Origin of the sequence: Halalkaliarchaeum sp. AArc-CO, assembly GCF_024972735.1 — an archaeon.
GTDB lineage: Archaea > Halobacteriota > Halobacteria > Halobacteriales > Haloferacaceae > Halalkaliarchaeum.
In genome coordinates this window covers 12,786-33,431 of the sequence record NZ_CP087722.1, presented here as the reverse complement: position 1 = coordinate 33,431, position 20,646 = coordinate 12,786, and the positions used below count along the sequence as shown (strand labels likewise).

Sequence of the window (20,646 nt, the reverse complement as noted above, 5' to 3'; positions counted from 1 at the left end):
TTTCTTTTTAGTTGAGTTGAGCGTAGCAACGATAGTGACGGTCTAGTGATGACAATGTGTAATCGGAACGTGAGAACATATGATTCAGGTTCTGGTATTGCCGATATCGGGCCTTGAAAAGCTCTCAGTTCTCTAGCAAGCAGGAGGGAATTGCTCTAACACCTATAACATTATGGCCTATTTTGGACAAAGTCCGCAAACGACAACAGATCCCACTGATCCACCAATATTGGACCAAATTGCGAGACGATAGGTAAACCGACATGGGTGTCTGCTGATACGAAAATATAGAACCCGAACTCATACTATTGTGGCACTGTTGAAACCCTACATATTCGACACCAACTTACTGCTGGGTTCTTACCTAATCTAGTGGAACAGCTATTAGATGCAGAACATTATCCTCAACTAACACGCAAGATACACGGTCTGTATATTGCGCGGAGATTAGGTCATGTTAGAGTTTACAGATCGGTCAGTACACACGAGTGATCATTATTCCGTATCTACGGGGGTTATGACAACCCAACGCAGAAATAGGAATACTGTTGTTAGGATCAATAGGACTAGACAGCCGATGATCGCAGATCTCGTGGCCGGCCACAACGCCTGTATAAGCGTTGTTTCCGTAGATACCGATCTAAACAGAGAGATATTGAACAGCGTGGGCATAGACAAGGATACAAGCAAATAACATGCCGCTTCAATATCGGAGAGCTCTCGACCCAGCTCACCCTCAACCAAGAAGAAATCAAGTACACTGTAAACGATCACGGTAGGAATCATCCCGCCAATGACTGCAGCGAACAGTAGGGGAATTCCTAAGAACACTAGAAATATTGCGAGGGCACCAAGTGCGAACAAGAAGCTCTCTCCGTCGAAGAGTGCGATCCAGAAGATAGACGTGAAAATAAATAGTGCGGGCGTTAGAAAAATCCCGATTATGAACATGCCCGCGAACGTGCTCTTCTCCTCTGGTTTGGACTCATTCTCATCCCATTCGTAAAACTCGCTGGTGTCAGCGTTATTGTCGGTCGAATTTGCCGAATCCGACCACAGATTCTGGATACCGAGTGAGAAGATATTCAGATCGGAACTTTCTTGAGAACTATTTTCGGTCGGGAAGATTGGATGTCCATGGGTCTCTTCGTGGCAAATGGAACATAAGGTAATTAGATTTGTGAGTTCATGCCCACCACCATCCACAATTGGGGTCTTGTGGTGTGCATGGAGCTCTGTATTCCCCCACGTCCCACCCTTAGCCCCACATGATTGGCAAGTGTAGTTGTCACGTGAGTATACACGACGACGGCGAGAAGGCCAATCATCTGGGTACTTTGATCCGATATATGTTATCCATCTTTAGCAGTTGATAAACCTTTGCCGGGAACTTTAGAAGCTCTATATCAGAAATTTCATATTCTTTATAGGATATTCCAACTATCTGTATTCTTGGTGGGGATTCCGACGATGAGCGTAGGCTGCATTTATATGCGGTTACACGAATAAGTCTTGGAACCGGTAGGATGCTCAGTGATCATCCTTCACGGAGAATCTATAGTTAACTCGTGAGAATTCAAAAATATACCTCAATCGTTTTCTGAATACACACTCTATATCTTGCACGAAATCCAGACAGATTCCGCTGTTTCACTCTCTTAGGTGAGAACCTACTGCTGAATACAGCGCGCGAGTCTTGCACGACGGCTCGGTACGTTTGAGATTGTGGTCAGTGAACACAGTCAGTGACTTTCGAGCCGGTTCTTGCTAAAATAGCGTTTATTGTCAATGGAATCATTTTGTAACTCACTGCTATCCGTCTTTAGCTAAGCGTGAAACCACGTGACAGCGACGGCTTATCGTGGATACTTTTCGGAAGGAATGAGGAGGTGTCGAGTGTGCACAACGAAACCTCCTCATCTCGGATTATGCGTCGGCTCACTACATTGTTTCCCTCCGAGTTCCTCGAAGAGCACGCCGAGGAACTCGGCGTGGTCGAACGCGACCGCAAGCTCCAGATTCCCGCATTCGTCTGGGCATTCGTGTTCGGTTTCGCCGCAGGCGAAAGCCGAACACTCGCTGGCTTCAGACGCAGCTACAACTCGACAGCTGATGAGACGATCTCTCCCGGCGGCTTCTATCACCGGTTGACGCCGTCTCTTGCAGAGTACTTCCGCGACCTTGTCGAGCACGGTCTCGACGAGGTCGCTGTCCCTGACACTGTTGACGCCGATATCGACCGCTTCAGGGACGTGATGATTGCTGATGGAACGGTATTGCGGTTACACGAGTTCCTCACCGATGAGTTCCAAGCCCGCCACGAGGAGCAGGCTGGAGCGAAGCTCCACCTGCTCCACAATGCCACTGAGCAGACCATAGAACGGCTCGACGTGACTGACGAGAAAACGCACGACAGCACGTTGTTTAACACAGGGTCGTGGCTCGAAGATCGGCTCGTTCTGTTCGACCGAGCCTACTTCAAGTATCGCCGCTTCGCGTTGATCGATGAGAACGACGGCTACTTCGTGAGTCGGCTGAAAGAGAACGCAAACCCGGTCGTAACGGAGGAATTACGGGAATGGCGCGGGCGCGCCATTCCCTTGGAAGGTGAGAAGATCCACGATGTTGTGGATGATCTGCACCGCGAGTACATCGACGTAGAAGTCGAAGCTGAATTCGACCGAAGACCGTACGGAGGGACGCAATCACGCGACAGGAAGCGGTTTCGCGTCGTCGGCGTCCGCAAGGAGGACGCCGACGACTACCACCTGTATATTACGAATCTACCGAGAGAGGAGTTCCTGCCGTCGAATCTAGGGACGATCTATCGCTGTCGGTGGGAGGTGGAGTTGCTGTTTCGGGAGTTGAAGACGCAGTACGAACTGGACGAGTTCGACACGACAAAGAAGCATGTTGTCGAAACTCTGCTGTACGCGGCGTTGCTGTCACTGCTGGTGAGTCGTGAATTGCTCGATCTGGTCACCGAACAGGCGGACGATGAGATCGTGTTCCCGCCGGAACGCTGGGCGGCGACCTTTCGGTCGCACGCCCAGCTCATCCTCCACGAACTTGGCGAATACCTCGGCTACTCGCCGCCACCGCTGCTCGACCGACTGATCGACGATGCACAGAAGATCCACCAGCAACGGCCAGTGTTACAAGAGACGCTCGCTACCGCTACGCAACCGAGGTGTGAGTCTTAGCTAAAGACGAATAAACTCACTGCTAAAGTGTACACATGGACCGCCGCCAGTTTCTAATTAAGGGTATTACCGTACCAGTGGTTGCAACGGCCGGATGTATTGGAAATTCCGAACCAACTGTCCAATTAGCAGGCGTCAGGGTGGCGAACTTTATGGACGAACCCATTAAAATTGATGTAGTGATACAGAAGGCCGGTTCGACAGTACAAACTGAATGCGTGGAAGTTCAGGCAGCTGAGAACGGGTCTGGAACAACGTTCGAACAGTACCCGATTGAGTGTACTTGGAGAGATGACGAGGCTGAGTACGTCATTGAGGCCCGCTTAAATGACGGAGACTGGGTAGCCAACGAAATCGCAAAAAATCTCGATGTAGTCCCAGATGAGCATCGGAATGTTGTCGCCGTTGAAATTCAGATATATCGGGACAACGAAATTGTGTTTAATCCCCAGGGCTGCGATCTCCTTACGACGGGGACGATACCACCATGGACGTGTCCATGGGTAGAGTGTTAAGTCTCAACCGACAGTTGCGAGGTGGAATCAACAGTGACCGACTGCTGTATCAACCCTCTGAGTCTTGCACGGCACTTGTGATAGAATCCAGATAGAATGCTCCGGCTGTGCAAGATTAAGGGCGCGTATGAGGGACTTATAGAATGACATCATCAGGCCGATTGGTTTAGCGTGACTTGCATCTCGTATTCATACAGCATCAACTCGGGAACCACGGAAATTGCATATTCGAGTTTCTCAGATGGTTCGTTAACAACAAGACGGCCTTCAACGTCAGCGTTAGGACTCACACCTTCCAGATCTTTGAGGTTACCACGAACCCACCCGACGTAACGAAGCAACTGGCCGACTGCCCGGTCACTAGTGCTGCCTTTTTTCAGCTCAAGAACACAGACCTTTGGTTCCGACGTGTGCGTAAGCAGTATATCTGGACGCCCGATACCAGTCGAGAACTCAACCCCGGCTTCCGGATCATCAGCATCACTATAGATTTCCCACTCTTCAGAAAATTCCATTTGCTCCCAGTGATTGATGAGATACTGATGTAGATGACGTTCCTTGACAAATTCTCCAGTTGCTTCCGTATCTTCTATCGTTTCCTGCTGATCTTCATCGTACTTAACGACATATCCAAGCAGCGCGTCCAACTCCCAGAGATCAAGATCAAGCTCGTTGCTGAGGTTCAACAGTACGTCATTCACCCGTACGTACCGGTGACCAAAGTCACTCCCGCGCTCGAAATCAGGCCAGACATCCAACTGTTTGAGAGCTTCTTCCGACCGGTTGTTCCAGACTCCGTACTTATCGGGAAAGGCAGTCACAAGAATCGCGGAAATGGTTGCTTTTCCCATACCATCCACTTGCTCTTTAGCCGTCTGAACACGTGACGCAAGGTCTTTTTCCTCGTTCACAAGCGTCTGTAATCCATCTCTGAGCCGATCCATGTCTTCCGTCATCATGGACCGTTTGCGATGCAGTCCGGTCCAGTGACGGTTATTCTCAAACAGAAGGAAATCTTTGAATTCCTGTTTGGTGAGTTCACCAATCTCTTGGAACTGGAAAATCGGCTGGTACTCTTCAAGAACGTCATCTTTAGCTTTGATCGAGTTGGGCGGATCGTCTCTCATATCTCTGTCTGCCGCCCGCAACTTTCCAACCGCCGAATCAATGCTCATATCGTGGAATCTTCCTCGTGTTACGTTATTAATGACTCGGGAAAATCACAGCAGACTAGAGTAGAATGCTGTGTTGAATAGCGCCCCCCGAGTACGAGCGAAGCGACCATAACCTTAGGATCACGTATCCCACCATCTCATGGGCCGATGCACATTTGCCTGTTCACTCAACTACTGCTATTCAACAGAACCACTATTGTGCCAACAATAACCGTCTTCTCTCAAGTCTGGAGTCTAACAAGTGGTTTCGAAACCACCGTTAGCCGTGATCTCGGATAATGACTAATATCTTTGAGGGTCGGCATGCAGGGACCAGTACGGACACTGTATGACATGGGAAGAACTCCAGGAAGATGACCGAAACTGGATTCGGCGGTTGCTTCCCCGATCTATTCACGTTTGGCTATTCGGCGATCCGGAAAAACGGCGGCAGCGGTACGAAACGGCACGACGGCAAGTCAAAGACCAGTACGACGAACTTGAGGAAACTATCGAACAGGATTTCGAAGCCCTATCGACGGAACTCGCACCTGCGTTGGAAAAGGGAAAGCCCCTCGGCCAGACCGAGCAGTATAAAACGAGAATCGATCGGATACGCACTACCATCGATGTCTTCTTCGAAGATTTGGACAAGCAGCTCTCGGTCGATCACCCCCCAAAAGCGTTCCTTCGTGCCCAAGAGCAAGAGACGATTGCTGACTGGGAACATCAGCTCGACCGCATAGAATCATTCCTCGAAACAAAAAGCACGTTTGACGCCCGATTTCCTGGAATCGAACGTGAAGTCAACCAACTCGAGGATCGAACGCAGTGCTACCGCTCGTACGAACGATATCTCACCCGACCAGAGAGGGACGAACTCGACCAATTGTGTCGTCAGCTCGGAAACCGGATAGACAATTTTCGAAATGAACTCCATTCAGCTGTGCTTGCGGAGACCGATCGCCAACGACTGGCCGATCTGGAATCAACGCTCGACACGCTTGCGGAGCTACTGGGGGACTACAACGACGAGTTCATTGATCGGCAGTGTGCGAAATACGACGACCTCTTTTCCGAGATAGACGAGGATGGCAATGACCTCAATCGGGCGCAGCGGGAAGCCGTCGTTACCAACGACATCCGAAATCTCGTTGTCGCTGCCGCTGGGACGGGGAAGACCCTCGCGTTGACTTACCGGGTTGCCTACCTCGTCGCCGAGGGAGTCGATCCCAACCGGATTGCTGCGTTGACTTTCACTCGCCAGGCCGCACGCGAGATGGAACTTCGACTGCAAAACCAATTTGGGATCGAACAAGCCGACGTCCGGACGATTCATTCATTCGCTTACGAAATCGCCCAGCAGACCACCGAGCACCAACTCGATGTTGCGGACAGCCAGGACCTCAATAATCTCATCGACGACGTCATCCGTGAAGCAGAGGACGGACAGCGCGAACAGTTCCTCGAACATTACACGCAGTTTCTGTTCCATTACGACCATACGCATCTCGAAGAGACTGACTTCGATTCGCGAACCGAGTACGTCGCCGAGCGTCGCGAGGAATCCTATGAGACGCTCGCTGGCGAGACCGTCGCCTCGCGAGCTGAACGCGTTATCGCCGACTTCCTGTTCACACACGATGTCACCTACCAGTACGAGGCGGTCGCAGCCTGGACGGACAGCGCTGACGACAAGGGTGAGTACCGGCCGGACTTCTACCTCCCGGAGTACGATCTGTACATCGAACATTGGGGCCTCGATGAGAACGGCGAAGTCGCACCGTGGTTCTCCTGGAGTACCGACCAGTACCATGAGAAACTACTCTGGGCCCGCAAGCAGTTCACAGACTCCGACAAGACCCTCGTTGAAACCTACGAGTTCGAGTACGAGGCAGGACGCCTCGAAGCAGCACTCCGCCATCGGCTCACCCATGCGGGCGTGGAGCTCAGCCGACTCGACTTCGCCGAGTTCGTCGATCGAGCCTTCGAGTACAACGAAAAAGAGCGGGACATCAAAAAGTCACTGGCGTCGTTTGTCCACAACGCCAAGACGTTCCGAATCGACGCCAGCGAGGTTAGAGTACGATTGTCTCCGACCAATGCTCGGCAATTTCACTTCGGCCACTGCGGTGCGCTTGTCCTTGAAGCGTACAATGCGTATCTGGACCGGGCAGGATTGGTCGACTTCGACGATATGATCAACGATGCAATCGCCGCTATCCGGGCCGAACCCGAATCGTACCGGGCACAGTACGATCACCTGCTGGTGGATGAATTTCAGGATGTATCGAAACACCAACTGGAACTCATTCGGGCACTTACCGGTGATGACGACCGACAGGACACCCCGCGGTTATTTTGTGTTGGCGATGACTGGCAGAGCATTTACTCGTTCCAGGGGGCGGATGTCGACCAGTTCATTTCGTTTGAGGAGTATTTCGGACCGGCAGCGGAAACTCATCTTACGGAAAACTATCGAAACCCGGAGACAGTCCTTGAGGCAGGTAACGACTTGATCGCCAGCAACGATCACCAGATTTCGAAGACCGTTCGAGCGGCGACGGAACACGACTGCAAGCCGACGCTCCATGTCCTCGACGGGTACACCCAGAACGCCTACGAACGCAGAGTCGGGGAGTACGCCGCCGAGCTCGTCGAACAGCGCATCGAAGAGTCCGCCAACACCGAACCAGGCGAAGCGATGGTTCTCTGTCGATACGATTCCGGGGCCCCGTTCATCGACCGCGTGAAAGCGGAATTCGAGCGACGAAACATCCCCTACGACGGGAAAGACGATCACTACCGACCCGAGGGCATGCCTGATGAATACGATCCTGGTTTTGACCCTGATGCTGGGGTTGCCGTGTACTCAGTTCACCAGGCAAAGGGTCGAGAAGCCGAGCAGGTAATCGTGGTGAACGTCGTTTCGGGGATGTACGGCCTTCCGGCGGAGCACCGGGAGAACTCGCTGGTTGCGCCTGTCCAAGACCTCGAGACGGCGACGATCGAGGAGGAACGGCGACTGTTCTACGTAGCGTTGACCCGCGCGAAATCGAAAGTGCATGTGCTGACCCGCAAGGGGCAGTGGTCACCATTCATCGATGAGATTCGCCCGTATCTAACAGTCACTCAATCCGTCGCTAGTCTTGATTCCGGTGGCGACGGGGAGTCGATCACCGCGAAGGTACGGCTTCTCTGGGATGATCTACACGAGACACAGCATCAAGCGGGAATCCTCGAAGATAAATCTGGAACGATTCGGTTCGTTTCGTGGGACAACGAGTCGCCACCAACAGTCGAGGAAGGGAGTTGGTACCGGTTTGAGAACATCGAAGTCGACGAGTTCAATGGTGATCCACAGATCCAGTTTGGAGGTGAGAGCACAGCCACAAAGCTCTACTCTGCTGAGCAAACACGATGAATCTCAAGTTCTTCCAGAAACGGTGACATAGCGGGAAATCTCACCGGACATAGTGTAATGGCACGGTCTATCTGAAAGGGGTCAGACGAATCCGTGAAAAATGTACAGCACGAATTAGCCTGAAGAGATTATGTCCGATAGATTCGTCTATGAGTCAATCGAATTTCATCCCATATCCCCATTCCTCAAGTTCCGCTTCGACTTCTCCCAGGTGCTGAAGTCCAACTTTCATCAAAGCCTCTCGTAAGTCCGTAGTAGAAACGCCGTTATCGAACCGCTCTTCGAGTTCTCGCAAAGCCTCTCGTTCTGCCCTCCTAGTATCCTCTTGCAGAAACAGCGGTACTCGGTCGCGACCATCTTGGACGCCATCACGACGGAATTTGTACGGTATCTGTACTTGCTGCTGACTGCGTTGTCTTTCCGATGTCTCTGAGCGTGATTCAGGTGTAGATTGAGTCTCGGGTGACTCTCGTTGGTTTCTTGATTTCTTCTCAGTTGGTTCATCATCTTCGGCGAAGGGATTCTCGCCAGCCCCCTCTTTCATCCCCGTCATACCGTCACCACCTCGTGATCGAGATCACCGGGCTCCGGTGGCGATGGCGCTTCGAGTCCGACTTCTTTCTCGAGGTGGCGTGCAATTTTATCAAATTGAGCGAGCGTTTCCAGTTCATAATCACGCTCACGGTCGCGGAAGTCCTGGACGTATCTAAAAGCCGAGCACTGTTGCATCCAGCATCCTTCCATCAGGGAAGCGCGTTCCCCGATGACTTCCGGAATTGAATAGTTTATCTCATCGAGAATCGTTCGCTGGTCTCGTGTATTTTTGAATCCCATTGGAACCGCAGCAAGCACGCCTACCTCGACGTCAAGTTGATTTTCGAGCCCAGTTACGAGTGACTCAAGTCCTTGTACAGCAGCTCGTCCTTTTGCGCTGGGCTCAATGGGGATGACCAACGATCGCGTTGCGTGGATCGCGTTGTAGAGATGCGGACCTTCGGTGGCGGGTGGGTCACAGATAAGGACATCATATTTATCGGGGACATTAGCCTCGCGAAGCACGCGGAGCAACTGTGCGTGCATTCCAAACGCTTCTCCCATCGCTTCGGCTTGATCCTTCTCGCGCTGTAGATATTCCGCGAGATCGGACAACATGTTGTGTTCCGGGACGATATCTACACCCTCGACGGTCCTGATCATATCGTCGAAATCTCCGTTTGGTCGACGAATCATATGTCGGACCAGATTATCGACCGATTCGGTTCTTTGTTCATCGACGCCGAAGAGGCGAGACAAATTACCGTCCTGTGGATCAAGTGGCACCACGAGCGGTTTCAGCCCGGCGCGAGCATGAGCGACTGCTAGATTAGCAGCTGTCGTTGTCTTCCCGACCCCACCTGCCTCACTGTACGTTGAGTACGCTAACATGATTCGTTCATTACAGCCATTCATCTTGAAAGTTCGTCAGACACATTCATTAATTGTTGACACTATGGGTTGTAGTTGATTGTAGTGATGAATACAATGGGTGGATACACACAATGAATGTATGTAGTGAACACAATCAATGAACACAACCACTGAACATTCGTAATGAACACAAATAGTGGATGTAGACAATGAATATTATTACTGAACACGATTACGTACTGCGATTTACCCCCGGAGACTTCGGGATCTCAATAACAGGCTGCTCGACGTGTTCTGGAAGAAACAGTCGCGATTTGTCTTACGGGGGGTCCGAAAAATCTCTGATGGTTTATCGAACGCGTGTGTGGGCTTCTTTGAGAAAGGTAAGCAGCCGTGGGACAAAAACTGCTCAGAAGTCTGTTGACGCGCTCCACGAGTGGGGGTACAAAGGTGACCGGTCCGATCGAGAGCCCGTCTGAGTCAAATCAAACCGCCAGTCAGTGCGGTGTACGTCTGCGGGAGATGAACTTTGTAGATATCATAGTTTACGTTTTCCCGGATTTAAAGGCCTCTACTACGAGATTTTGGGATACGGATGATGGATACGTCGACAGCCACATCGCCAGGTAAGCGATTGAAAATTTAGTATAGCGACATGGAGTTTATAACAGTACATATTGTGTCTACAGGTGCTCTAACTACTGAATTCAAAGGATAAAGAGGAATTACCGTGTGGTTATGATTACTCCAATAATCATGACCACTTTGAAGTACCCCCGCGCTGTCGGTGAAGCACGAAACGTGGAACCGCACAAAGAGGGCCTTACACCCGGGAAAAGCCTGCGAACATCACCATCCACCGGTCCGTGTTGAACGCCCTGTCGATAAGATCTAATAGCTTCTAATACAAACCAATACTCACGATGCCCATCTCGAAAGACGAGTTCCGGTCCATCGACGAGGATGGGCCGTCACTTCCCGACCTCGCGCCGGACACCACGCAGGGGACCGTGTATCGCTTCCTTCTCGAGCACGCCGACCAGGCGTTTCGCCAACGAGAGATCGTCGACGCTGTCGACGTCCCTGAAGGAAGCGTGGGTCCAACGCTGAAGCGACTCGAAGAACACGGTCTCGTCGAGCATCGCGATCGCTTCTGGACGATCGCCGACGCCGAGCACGCGGTCGCGTCGGCAGGGCTTCACGGCGCCGCCACGGCTGACGACATCGATGGAGGGTTCTCTGACGACGACGTCGAGGCCTGGATGGAGACCGCTGTCAATCCTATCGAGTCAGCGACCGACCCGAAGGAGTCGTGATCCTGGATGACTGACCGTGGAGCCGTCGTCTGGGCGCCCGATCCGTTCAAGACGGACGGCGGGAATCCTCGTCCGTGGTTAGTCGTTTCCGGCGAGCGGATGCCCTATCCCGACGAGGAGTCGATCGCCGTCGCATTCACGACGCAGTCTCACCACCCAGGCAGCTTCGCCGTACCGAGTGAGGCGTGGATCCGTGGGGAGCCGGGCCAGCAGAGCTTCGTATTGCCCTGGACGCTCGCCACGCTGAAAGACGACCTCCACGTCGTCGGTCGGCAGGGCTCAGTCACTGACGAATTCACCGAACAGGTCACGTCGGCCGTGATCACCTATCTCGATAACTCGGAGGTTGCTGACTCCGCATGATCGACGACAGTACCACCCAAGAACGCACAAAGTGGTCGTTGAAGTACTCCTTCGAGCGGTACCTCCAGGACAAAGGGAAGGGCCGCGGGGGGGACGGCGGGAACTATCGACGAAACGCGGCCCGCGAGCTCGAACGGTTCGCCGAGTGGGCCGCCGGCGACCGCGGCGACGACTGGACTGGGATCGTTCCCGACGACGTCGACCGTGAACCTACCTTCGAGGACCTCGAGGAACGGGTCTTCCGGGCGTATGCCCGACATCTCGCCGGCGATCGAGGGCTCAAACAGAACACTGTACAAACCTATTATCGCTATATCTCTGCGTGGTGTGGCTGGTGTGTCAACGAGGGGTACCTGGAAGCGCACTACGCCCAGCGGGCGAGTGCGATGGCGCCGCTGCCGGAGGACGACGGCCGCAAGCCCGGCGACCAGCAGGCCTGGACGACCGAACAGCGCCACGCCCTCACCCGCTACGTCGACGAACGAGCTCGCGAGGCTGTCGAGGCGTACACGACACTTCCGGCGGATGCTGACTCCCTCGACAAGCAACGAGCGCGCTACGCGGCGCTGAAGGCGACTCGCGACCGGGCCCTGGTGTTCGTTCTGGCGTACACCGCCGTCCGCGTCGGGGAACTTCTCCGGGACCCGAACGACCCGCGCCGGCGCGGCGTCCGCTGGGAGGACCTCTCGCTCGGCGACGGGAGTATGGACGTCTACCGGAAGAAACAACAGTGGGACGCCGCGAGTCTCCCTGACCCCGTGATCTCGCCCCTGCGGAGTTACTGGAAGCTCATGGACCCACCAACCGAGCGCTGGCCGGTGTTTCCGACATTCGACCAGCGGACGCTCGCAGAGCTCGTCGGGGAAGAGCTAGCCGAACAAGGGGAACGCCTAGAAACAATTACTGAGTGCCGTGAAGAATATGCTCGCGACCTACTGCTGGCACTCGATGAGGACATTCGGCCGCCGTCGATCACGACGGACGGCGCACGGTCGATTCTCCAACGGCTCTCAGAGGCCGCGGAGATCGACATCGACCATCCGAAACACGATTATCTCGCTCCCCACGGTGGTCGCCGCGGGATGGGTGAGGTTCTCGTCCGGGCCTTTGGATACACAGTTGCAGCCCGATATCTCGACAATTCTGAGGAGATGGTTCGCGAACGGTACTCACATATTGAGGCGGGTGAGCTCGGTGATGTCGCTACTGAGGCTCTTGATGAGATCGATAGTATCCCGCACTAGATTCATCGAGATCGGACAGGTGCTATCATCGCAATGATTTCGCAGAGCCATTCGGTTTTGTCGCTGAGGAATTGGATCTTGAGCGGTACGGATATGTCTGGGGCAGATGAAGACCATGCTGCCCGTTTCTAGTCGGTGGTCGGCGTCGGCCAGTCGCGTGTAATGTCAACTAGGTCAGCGCTCACTCGCCAGAGCTGCCGACGAACCGCTCGGTTCGTTACTTCTGGGGCAGGCTCAGTGGGACCGTCACCGCCGACGTATTGGCCACTTATCAGTTGTTGGCAATGTGATTTACTTTAGTTAGCTCGGAACGCGTAAACTGGCGTTCCGAACTCGATTACCGCGGATTCGTATATAAACCTGAGTCATATTGCCAACTACTGTTATAGAACCGTATCTGCGATCCACCAGAAGGCTCTGAAGGCGATCGGCGGCCGCCTGCTCCGAGGTGGCGACGCCCCGGAACCAGCCCGGCGATCCGAACCAGCAGCCGCGTTCGAAGCGACGCCTCGCGGAACAGACCCGCCGACGGAACGAACCCCGGATGAACGCAGTTGACTGTGATCGCAGAATCGTCCGGAAGTCGGTCATCCAGTTCGACCGTGAACGCGATGTTCGCCAGCTTCGAGCGCACGCGTCAAGTGAGTCGTATCCGTCCGCTAGCTGCAAGTCATCGAAATCGAGCGTTGCCCGCCGATGGATGTCCGAGGCGGTGACGACGACCCGCGGATCGGGTGAGTCACGGAGACAGTCAAGTAGCTCGAACGTCAGGAGGTACGGGGCCAAGTGATTCACCGCGAGTGTCAGCTCGATTCCGTCCGGGCTCTCGCGTCGCGATCCGGCCGAGAGTCCGGCGTTGTGGGCGAGTACGTCGATCCGGTCGTACTCGCGTTTCACGCTTTCTGCGAGGGATCGGACGACGGATTGGGAGGCGAGGTCAGCCTGATGGAACGCGATCGTTCCAGTGAGATTACCCGACCGCTCTACGAGAGCAGCTCCCTTCGACTCGTTGCGTCCGACAACTGCAACGGTCGCACCTCGTTTCGCGAGGTCGACTGCTGTCACGCGTCCGAACCCGCTCGTGCCGCCGGTAAGAAGGATCGTCCGGTCGGAGAGATCGTCGGTCACGACTCCGTCCGCCGTTGATTTAAAAGCGCGAGCAGTCCGTATACAACTCCGATCACGCGAATGCCATCACTGAGGTGATCGTGCCACTCCACCGAGCCCGGGTCCTCATACACGAGCGGCCCCGCAATCCGTTCATACAGGCCGGGAACGAGTACTAGGACAGCTCCAAAGAGCCCGGTGAGATTCATCAGCCACGCGTAGAGGCGGCCGTCACGGAGAGCTGCAAGCACGATCACTACTCCTTCCACCCGAATTAGATGGGTGAACCACGAATGGACGGTAATCTCGTCCGGATTTTTGACCGCGACTGCCTCAAAGAGATCCACGATCTGGTCCGGAACGAGCGCTGTGACAAGGCCAAGCGCACCAAGAAGGGGTCGTATCATACGCGACCGTGCGGTCCAGAACAGGTTAAGCTTCGGTGCCGGGAGCGTTAACTCGTGATGTCTCCTGCAGCTCATACAACTTGAATCGGTGCTCGCAGCGACGAACTGAGCCCGATTCGATCACGTCTCGGTCACTTGCCGTACAAACGGGTGGGATGACCACGCGACCGAATATGTCACCTCGTAGGTAGACTTATCTCTGTACGCAGAGTCACTCGTCTTTATGTACTGTCCTGTACGGATAGACGCCGATGTACGCACTGATGACTGCCTGGATGACGCGTTCGGACGCTGCGGACGGCGATGACGGCGATCGACATCGACGGCCTCACGAAACACTACGGTGACGTCGTCGCGGTGAACGATCTCGACCTGCAGATCGAGGAGGGGGAGATATTCGGTTTCCTCGGGCCGAACGGTGCGGGGAAGTCGACGACGATCGACGTTCTCCTCGACTTCATCCGGCCGACGAGCGGCTCCGTGACGGTGCTCGGTCACGACGCCCAGTCTGAGGGACAGGCGGTCCGCCGGCGCACCGGCGTGCTTCCGGACGGCTACCACGTCTACGACCGGCTCACGGGACGACAACATCTGGAGTTCGTCGTGGAGTTGAAGGAGGTAGACGACGACCCGATGGAACTGCTCGAACGGGTGAACATTGCCGACGCCGCCGACCGAAAGGCCGGGGGCTATTCGAAAGGGATGCGACAGCGACTCGCGCTGGCGATGGCGCTTGCTGGGGATCCGGATCTGCTTGTACTCGACGAGCCGTCGACGGGACTCGACCCGAACGGCGCGCGAGAGATGCGCGAGTTGATCCGTGAGGAGAACGACCGCGGGACGACCGTGTTCTTCTCCAGCCACATCATGGAGCAGGTGGAGGCGGTGTGTGACCGGGTGGCGATCATCAACCGCGGGGAGCTCGTCGCGGTCGACACCATCGACGGGCTTCGTGACGCCTCGGAGACTGGTGAGGTGCTGTACGTCGACGTCGACGACGTCTCGGAGACCGTCGTCGAACGAGTGGCGGGGTTGGAGTCAGTGGCCGACGCCTCGATGCAGGACGGTCGGCTTCGAGTCGTCGTCGCCGACGCCACCAAGTTCGCCGTGTTGCAGGCGATCGATACGAGCGTGACGCCAGTACGGGACTTTTCTGTCGTCGAATCCTCGCTCGAGGACCTGTTCGTCCGCTACACGAACGACGAACAGGAGGTGCGGGTATGACGTGGACTGTCGTCGCGAAAAAGGATTTCCGGGACGCGATCCAGTCCCGCGCGCTGTGGGCGCTCGTGAGTGTTTTCGTTCTGCTGTCGGTACTCTCGTCGTACGCCTACGTCGAGGTGCCACAGCTGTTCGGCGAGCCGGCCGGCGCGACGTTCGGGGGACTCGTGTTCTTCACGGTCGGGCTCACGAGCCTGTTCGTGCCGCTGGCCGCCATCGTGGTCTGTTACAAGTCGCTCGCCGGCGAACGCGAGCTCGGCAGCATCAAACTCCTGTTGTCGCTCCCCACGACCCGTCTGCACGTCTACGCCGGGAAGACGATCGGTCGAGCGGCGGTTCTCGCGTTCGGGCTCGGCGTCGGACTCCTCGTCGGGCTCGGCTTTGGGGCTGTGCTTCTCGGTACCGTGGCCGTCGTTCCGATAGTGCTGTTTCTGGTTGCAACCCTCGGCTTTGCGGCCGCCTACGCGAGCATCATGGTCGGACTCTCCGCGACGACGGGGTCGACGACGCGTGCGACGACGCTCGCGCTCGGATTCTTCGTCGTCTTCGAGTTGTTCTGGGACGTGGTTCCGGTGGCTATACTGTACGTGGTCAACGGATTCGCACTGCCGACGTCGATGCCTGACTGGATCTTCCCAGTGATGCAGGTGTCGCCGTCGTCGGCGTACTTTTCGACCGTCGTCACGCTGCTGCCGGATCTCGCGGGGAGTGTCGGTGCGGGTGGCCAGGCGGGTATCGGGGTGTCGCCGACCGAGGTCGAACCGTTCTACGTTACCCCCGAGATCGGGGTCGTCGTGCTCGTGCTGTGGCCCCTCGTCGGATTCCTCGTTGGTTACATGCGGTTCGAGACCGCGGACTTCTAATACAAACCAATACTCAAGATGCCCATCTCGAAAGACGAGTTCCGCTCTATCGACGAGGACGGGCCATCGCTCCCCGACCTCGCGCCGGACACCACCCAGGGCGCGGTGTACCGCTTTCTCCTCGAGCACGCGTACGCGTCGATCTCGTCGTCGTTCGTGAGAAGAACGTGGAGGCGGGTCACAGTCGGGTCCTTGAGGGGGGAAAACATGAGTGGACTGGACGGTGGTACTCACAGTTGACGCGCCAACCGCTCGGTCCCCAAGAGGAGGGCGGCGACGATCACGAGGACGAGGACGCTGAAGACGAGCACTGTCGAAACCACGCTGACGACCGGATCCAAGACCTGCCGAATTGCCGTATACGCGAGCACCGGGATCGTCCGGGTATCGACACCGGTGAGGAACATCGCCATGATGAACTCCTGAAGACTGACGATGAATGCGATCACCCCGGCTGCGATTAGTCCTTCCCGAATTTCAGGGAGGACTATCTCAAAGAACGTGCGGTACGGGCCAGCACCCAGATCGAGCGCCGCGTCCCTGAGATTCCAGTTGAACCGGGAGAACACCGCCTGCATGATGAAAAACACAAGCGGTGTGGCCCACAACGTGTGGGCGATAATAACCCCGACATACGACTGGTGGAGTCCGTACTGACTCAAAAGGCTGAGCAACGCCACACCGATGATGACTGGGGGGATGAACAGCGGAAGGACGCTCACGAGCATCAACCCGTTCGTAAGGCGGGAGTCGCGGTCCCTGACGCCGAGCGCCGCTGAGACACCCAGTACCGTGGAGATCACCATGGTTCCCACACCGACGATGAGGCTGTTGAAGACGGCAGCAATCCAACTGGAATCTTGGAGGAACTCGCCGTACCACTGGAGCGTGAGCGCTTCCGGAGGGAACGTGAGGTAGCGCGCCTCCGTAAAGGACGTGATAACGACAATCAAAAGCGGCGTTACGAGCAGAAGAAACAGCGCAACGTACACTGCCCGGAAGAGCCCCAGCAGGAACCGCTCTCTAGTTCGCATATTCGAGATCACCTCCACCGACGCCGAGGAACCGGAACAGGAGGAGCGTCGCGACGATGACACCAACGATGATGAGTATCCCGAGCGCGCTGGCGACGGGCCAGTTAAACTCCGTGAGCATGAGCGAGTGAATCTCTATGGCGATAGTACGCTGCCCGCTCCCACCGAGTAGATCCGGAGCCGCGAAGGATCCAAACGTCCATGCGAGACTGATAACGGCCCCGACAGCGATCCCGGGTTTCGCTTCAGGAAGGACCACCTCGTAAAACGCCTGGAAACGGGAGGCGCCGTGGACCCATGCCGCTTCCAGAACGTCCTCGTCGATGGTGGTCATAACACTGTAAATCGCTAGTACGGCGTACGGGAAGATTGTGTAGACTTGCCCGGCGGTCGCGCCGAACATGTTGTTGACCAGCCGGATCGGCTCCTGGATGACGTTAAACGCGAGTAGCAGTTCGTTCGTCGGGCCTGTCGGGGAAAATATTAGGATCAAGGCGAACAGCCGAACGACCAGAGTAGTCAGTAAAACAAGTATGACAGATATCAATAACGTTTGCTTCAGGACGCCGTCGGCACGCCAGAGAACATACGCGTAAAAGGTGCTCAAAACTACTGTAACTGCTGTCACGAGGAGCGTAAACAACACGGTGAACCCGATAATGTCATGTAGTAACGGATTCGTTGCGATTTCCCGGTAGCTAGCCAGAGAGATCGTTCCGGATTCATATATCGAGTCCGGCGTTGGTTCATACAGGCTCATCCGGACAAGCAGAAGAATCGGGAGGGTAAAGAACAAAAGTTCGAGCATCGCCAGCGGGAGGATCAAAAGGAGGTTCTTCCGGTCGGAATCAGCGAACGCACCCAAGCGGCCGAGCAGTCCCGACTGCCGCGTGATTTCAGACATCGTCGATGCGGTCCCCCTGCGGCGTGAAGTACAGGGCGTCGGACGCGTCCCAGCCGATCGTCACGTCTTCCCCTCTCTTGATATCTGGGGAGTTCCGCTCGGGTCGGTCGATGAAGAGATCTGACTCGCCACTTGTCCCGATGTAGTAGCGGACGTTTTTACCCCGGTAAATCACGTCGATAACCCGACCAGTGGTAGTCTCTGTCACGTCGTCCCAGTCGCCCTCAATTCGCAATTTGAGTCGATCCGGCCGTAACGAGACGGATATTTCTGTGTCGACAGGAGTCTCGGTGCTGATCGCGTCGGGTACGCTGTCGGGTACCGTTACTCTCTCGCCGAGCGAAGGAATATCGACTTCTTCGACGTGGCTGTCAGTTACGGTGGCTGTAACGACGTTCGTATCACCGAGGAACGTTTCGACGAACAGGCTGTTCGGATCGCTGTATACCTCGTCAGGCGTACCGATCTGTACGACTGAGCCGTCGTTGATGACCGCGATGCGATCGGCGATCGTGAATGCTTCCTCCTGGTCGTGAGTCACGTGGACCATCGTTTGATCGAACTCTTCTTGGATGCGTTTGAGCTCGATTTGCATCTGCTCGCGGAGGCGCTTGTCCAGACTCGAGAGAGGTTCGTCCAAAAGCAGGACCTCCGGATTCAAAATCAGCGATCGGGCGAGAGCGACACGCTGTTGCTGCCCGCCGCTCAGTTCCGAAGGGTACTTGTCGCGGTGGTCCACCAATTCGATCGTCTCGAGGAACGACTCCGCCTTCGTGATTCGCTCGGACTTGTCGACGCCGTTTACTTTGAGTCCGAACGTGATGTTTTCCAGGACGGTCTTTTGCGGGAAAAGGGCCCACTCTTGAAACACCATCGCACAGTCTCGGTCGTAGGGTGGTGTGTCGGTGACCACGTCGCCGTCGATGTACACGTCCCCGGTCGTCGGAGTCTCGAGGCCAGCGATCGTTCGCAGGAGAGTGGACTTCCCACATCCGCTGGGGCCCAGAAAACACAAGAGTTCCCCCTCCTTTACTGAGATACTCGTCTCGTCGATCGCAGTGATGTGTCCGAAGTGTTTCGTGAGGTCGTCGGTACGCAGCGCTATCTCGCCTGTCTTGGACCGTCTCTTTTCTGCCGCCTCTGTTGACTGAGGATAGTCTGATGCCATTTCGGATGCTTTCGTTGTCGCCATCGTATTGAGTATTTTTTCAAAGTTTTGGTTCGGCGGTCATAGCACGGGTCCTCCGGGAAGGCTCGTTCGTCAGTTGTCTTGCCGGATCTCCTGGAACTGGTCGTTGAGATATCCCTGGAGATCACCGAGCCGATCGAAGTTGACGAAGTTGACCGCTTCGAGCTCCTCGTTCGTCGACGGGTAGGCCTCCGCCGTGAGATTCGGATGGTCGGCCTCCATGCTCGCCATGAAGTTGAATCCGGTCTCAGCCCACTCCGTTTGGACTTCCGGCTCCAGCATGTAGTTGAGGAATCGTTCCCCTTCCTCGCGGTGGTCTGTCCCACTTACAGTACAGTAGTTGTTGACGTATCCTCCCGTCGATTCGGGGATCGTGACGCTAATGTTGTCGTTTACGTCAGCTTCGGAGAACGCCATTCCGGAATACCACATCGCTTGCGTAATGATCCCTTGTTCGATCCCGTTGAAGATTTCCGCGGCGGACCCTGTCCAGATGTCGACGTTTTCGGCGAGCTGTTCGACCTCCTCGTATACCGCCTCGTGATTTTCTTCGTGATAGAGCTCGCCAATACCGTCGCGCTCGCCGGCGAGGAGGGCTCCGATCATCATCGGATAGATGTAGAAGACTCCTTCGAACCCGATATATTCATCAGTATCTTGCAGTTTCTCCCAGTCTGTAGACGAAACATCACTTTCATCGTACGCAATCGCTAGTAACTCGCCGTCGGTTGGAACTCCGTACTCGGTCCCTTGTCCCGGCTTGTCTTTGAGGAACGGATAGACATTCTCCAGGTTGGGGACGTTCTCCTCCCGTAGTTCGTTGTAGAGACCATCGTTCACGCCGAGGTGGTAGTACAGTTCGTCTGCAGAAACCACGTCGTACGGCGGGTTGTCATCGGGCGCCGCCTGGAGCTCCGAAAGGATCTCTCCGCCAGCAGGAGTAACGTTTACGGTGGTTCCCGTTTCCTCTTCGTATCCTCCTGCGACTACTTCCTCGAACCTGTCGGCGTACGTGCCGGCCCAGACAGCGACGTTGAGTTCGAGGTCATCTCCACCTCCGCCGATACAGCCTGTCAGACCGACGGTCGTGCCGGCCGCCGCTGTCGCCAAGACAGCCCTCCGGGAAACGTGGGTTTTCGTTGAGTTTACACTACTTGACCGAGGGTTGTTCGGATTCTCGTCTGTCATAGTTTGCAGTTGGCGTGTGTGTGTGTATCAATCATGGGGGAACTTAACTTTTTGTGTCGTTTTCGCGTTTGTCGCTGGGTGGATCGTACGTTCGTAGATGAACCTTC

The 20,646-nt window shown here is 55.4% G+C and carries 17 protein-coding genes and 1 pseudogene; 8 read left to right on the top strand and 10 right to left on the bottom strand.

The genetic code is table 11. From position 1 onward, the window contains the following. Positions 1-495 precede the first annotated feature (495 nt). Complete coding sequence (locus AArcCO_RS00125) at positions 496-1,347, bottom strand: HNH endonuclease (protein ID WP_259532911.1); 852 nt, start codon at positions 1,345-1,347, stop codon at positions 496-498. A 581-nt stretch (positions 1,348-1,928) separates the two neighbouring features. On the opposite strand from AArcCO_RS00125, the gene AArcCO_RS00120 reads away from it, so the two are divergent. After that, positions 1,929-3,203 (top strand): IS4 family transposase, encoded by a 1,275-nt coding sequence (locus AArcCO_RS00120; RefSeq protein WP_259532910.1) that lies wholly within the window; start codon positions 1,929-1,931, stop codon positions 3,201-3,203. Between the two features lie 35 nt (positions 3,204-3,238). Then, complete coding sequence (locus AArcCO_RS00115) at positions 3,239-3,718, top strand: hypothetical protein (protein ID WP_259532876.1); 480 nt, start codon at positions 3,239-3,241, stop codon at positions 3,716-3,718. A gap of 152 nt (positions 3,719-3,870) precedes the next feature. Here AArcCO_RS00115 and AArcCO_RS00110 read toward each other — a convergent pair whose 3' ends face one another. After that, positions 3,871-4,893: a PDDEXK family nuclease gene (locus AArcCO_RS00110; RefSeq protein WP_259532875.1), complete on the bottom strand. Its 1,023-nt coding sequence runs from the start codon at positions 4,891-4,893 to the stop codon at positions 3,871-3,873. Positions 4,894-5,818: 925 nt separating this feature from the next. Here AArcCO_RS00110 and AArcCO_RS00105 point away from each other — a divergent pair. Next, entirely contained in the window at positions 5,819-8,296 is a 2,478-nt protein-coding gene (locus AArcCO_RS00105; RefSeq protein ID WP_259532874.1) for a UvrD-helicase domain-containing protein, read from the top strand. Positions 8,297-8,450: 154 nt separating this feature from the next. Here the strand turns inward: AArcCO_RS00105 and AArcCO_RS00100 are convergent, their stop codons facing one another. Together AArcCO_RS00100 and AArcCO_RS00095 are read right to left on the bottom strand one after the other, a co-directional pair. Further along, positions 8,451-8,849 carry a DUF7970 domain-containing protein gene (locus AArcCO_RS00100; RefSeq protein WP_259532873.1) on the bottom strand — a complete coding sequence of 133 codons (399 nt, stop codon included), beginning with the start codon at positions 8,847-8,849 and terminating at the stop codon, positions 8,451-8,453. After that, positions 8,846-9,721 (bottom strand): ParA family protein, encoded by an 876-nt coding sequence (locus AArcCO_RS00095; protein WP_259532872.1) that lies wholly within the window; start codon positions 9,719-9,721, stop codon positions 8,846-8,848. The genes AArcCO_RS00100 and AArcCO_RS00095 overlap by 4 nt, the downstream gene beginning before the upstream one ends. Positions 9,722-10,626: 905 nt before the next feature. Between AArcCO_RS00095 and AArcCO_RS00090 the strand changes: the two genes are divergently transcribed. The 3 genes from AArcCO_RS00090 to AArcCO_RS00080 are packed head-to-tail and all read left to right on the top strand — an operon-like array spanning position 10,627 to position 12,626. Next, positions 10,627-11,019 carry a helix-turn-helix domain-containing protein gene (locus AArcCO_RS00090; RefSeq protein WP_259532871.1) on the top strand — a complete coding sequence of 131 codons (393 nt, stop codon included), beginning with the start codon at positions 10,627-10,629 and terminating at the stop codon, positions 11,017-11,019. Between the two features lie 6 nt (positions 11,020-11,025). Continuing rightward, entirely contained in the window at positions 11,026-11,382 is a 357-nt protein-coding gene (locus AArcCO_RS00085) for a type II toxin-antitoxin system PemK/MazF family toxin (protein ID WP_259532870.1), read from the top strand. Next, positions 11,379-12,626, top strand: a complete 1,248-nt coding sequence (locus AArcCO_RS00080; RefSeq protein ID WP_259532869.1) for a tyrosine-type recombinase/integrase — start codon at positions 11,379-11,381, stop codon at positions 12,624-12,626. The genes AArcCO_RS00085 and AArcCO_RS00080 overlap by 4 nt, the downstream gene beginning before the upstream one ends. Before the next feature lie 381 nt (positions 12,627-13,007). Here the strand turns inward: AArcCO_RS00080 and AArcCO_RS00070 are convergent. Both AArcCO_RS00070 and AArcCO_RS00065 read right to left on the bottom strand, forming a co-directional pair. Next, a pseudogene (locus AArcCO_RS00070) lies at positions 13,008-13,754 on the bottom strand (SDR family NAD(P)-dependent oxidoreductase); the annotation flags it as partial. Further along, entirely contained in the window at positions 13,751-14,140 is a 390-nt protein-coding gene (locus tag AArcCO_RS00065) for a hypothetical protein (RefSeq protein WP_259532868.1), read from the bottom strand. The pseudogene AArcCO_RS00070 and the gene AArcCO_RS00065, both read right to left, overlap by 4 nt. A gap of 303 nt (positions 14,141-14,443) precedes the next feature. Between AArcCO_RS00065 and AArcCO_RS00060 the strand changes: the two genes are divergently transcribed. Both AArcCO_RS00060 and AArcCO_RS00055 read left to right on the top strand, forming a co-directional pair. Continuing rightward, the gene (locus tag AArcCO_RS00060; RefSeq protein ID WP_259532867.1) at positions 14,444-15,364 is read left to right on the top strand and encodes an ABC transporter ATP-binding protein; all 921 of its coding nucleotides are present in this window, start codon (positions 14,444-14,446) and stop codon (positions 15,362-15,364) included. Continuing rightward, entirely contained in the window at positions 15,361-16,224 is an 864-nt protein-coding gene (locus AArcCO_RS00055) for an ABC transporter permease subunit (RefSeq protein WP_259532866.1), read from the top strand. Before AArcCO_RS00060 ends, AArcCO_RS00055 begins: the two co-directional genes overlap by 4 nt. A 230-nt stretch (positions 16,225-16,454) precedes the next feature. Here the strand turns inward: AArcCO_RS00055 and AArcCO_RS00050 are convergent, their stop codons facing one another. The 4 genes from AArcCO_RS00050 to AArcCO_RS00035 form a co-directional block, all read right to left on the bottom strand. Next, positions 16,455-17,258, bottom strand: a complete 804-nt coding sequence (locus tag AArcCO_RS00050) for an ABC transporter permease (protein WP_259532865.1) — start codon at positions 17,256-17,258, stop codon at positions 16,455-16,457. After that, on the bottom strand, positions 17,248-18,162 hold the full coding sequence (locus AArcCO_RS00045; protein WP_259532864.1) for an ABC transporter permease: 915 nt from the start codon (positions 18,160-18,162) through the stop codon (positions 17,248-17,250). The genes AArcCO_RS00050 and AArcCO_RS00045 overlap by 11 nt, the downstream gene beginning before the upstream one ends. Continuing rightward, positions 18,155-19,330 (bottom strand): ABC transporter ATP-binding protein, encoded by a 1,176-nt coding sequence (locus AArcCO_RS00040; RefSeq protein WP_259532863.1) that lies wholly within the window; start codon positions 19,328-19,330, stop codon positions 18,155-18,157. The genes AArcCO_RS00045 and AArcCO_RS00040 overlap by 8 nt, the downstream gene beginning before the upstream one ends. Positions 19,331-19,423: 93 nt before the next feature. After that, entirely contained in the window at positions 19,424-20,461 is a 1,038-nt protein-coding gene (locus AArcCO_RS00035) for an ABC transporter substrate-binding protein (protein ID WP_259532862.1), read from the bottom strand. Positions 20,462-20,646: the final 185 nt, after the last annotated feature.

Coding starts and splice junctions, on each gene's coding strand:
- AArcCO_RS00120 (WP_259532910.1), top strand. CDS start 1,929: ATGCGTCGGCTCACTACATTGTTTCCCTCCGAGTTCCTCGAAGAGCAC.
- AArcCO_RS00115 (WP_259532876.1), top strand. CDS start 3,239: ATGGACCGCCGCCAGTTTCTAATTAAGGGTATTACCGTACCAGTGGTT.
- AArcCO_RS00110 (WP_259532875.1), bottom strand. CDS start 4,893: ATGAGCATTGATTCGGCGGTTGGAAAGTTGCGGGCGGCAGACAGAGAT.
- AArcCO_RS00100 (WP_259532873.1), bottom strand. CDS start 8,849: ATGACGGGGATGAAAGAGGGGGCTGGCGAGAATCCCTTCGCCGAAGAT.
- AArcCO_RS00095 (WP_259532872.1), bottom strand. CDS start 9,721: ATGTTAGCGTACTCAACGTACAGTGAGGCAGGTGGGGTCGGGAAGACA.
- AArcCO_RS00090 (WP_259532871.1), top strand. CDS start 10,627: ATGCCCATCTCGAAAGACGAGTTCCGGTCCATCGACGAGGATGGGCCG.
- AArcCO_RS00085 (WP_259532870.1), top strand. CDS start 11,026: ATGACTGACCGTGGAGCCGTCGTCTGGGCGCCCGATCCGTTCAAGACG.
- AArcCO_RS00080 (WP_259532869.1), top strand. CDS start 11,379: ATGATCGACGACAGTACCACCCAAGAACGCACAAAGTGGTCGTTGAAG.
- AArcCO_RS00065 (WP_259532868.1), bottom strand. CDS start 14,140: ATGATACGACCCCTTCTTGGTGCGCTTGGCCTTGTCACAGCGCTCGTT.
- AArcCO_RS00060 (WP_259532867.1), top strand. CDS start 14,444: ATGACGGCGATCGACATCGACGGCCTCACGAAACACTACGGTGACGTC.
- AArcCO_RS00055 (WP_259532866.1), top strand. CDS start 15,361: ATGACGTGGACTGTCGTCGCGAAAAAGGATTTCCGGGACGCGATCCAG.
- AArcCO_RS00050 (WP_259532865.1), bottom strand. CDS start 17,258: ATGCGAACTAGAGAGCGGTTCCTGCTGGGGCTCTTCCGGGCAGTGTAC.
- AArcCO_RS00045 (WP_259532864.1), bottom strand. CDS start 18,162: ATGTCTGAAATCACGCGGCAGTCGGGACTGCTCGGCCGCTTGGGTGCG.
- AArcCO_RS00040 (WP_259532863.1), bottom strand. CDS start 19,330: ATGGCATCAGACTATCCTCAGTCAACAGAGGCGGCAGAAAAGAGACGG.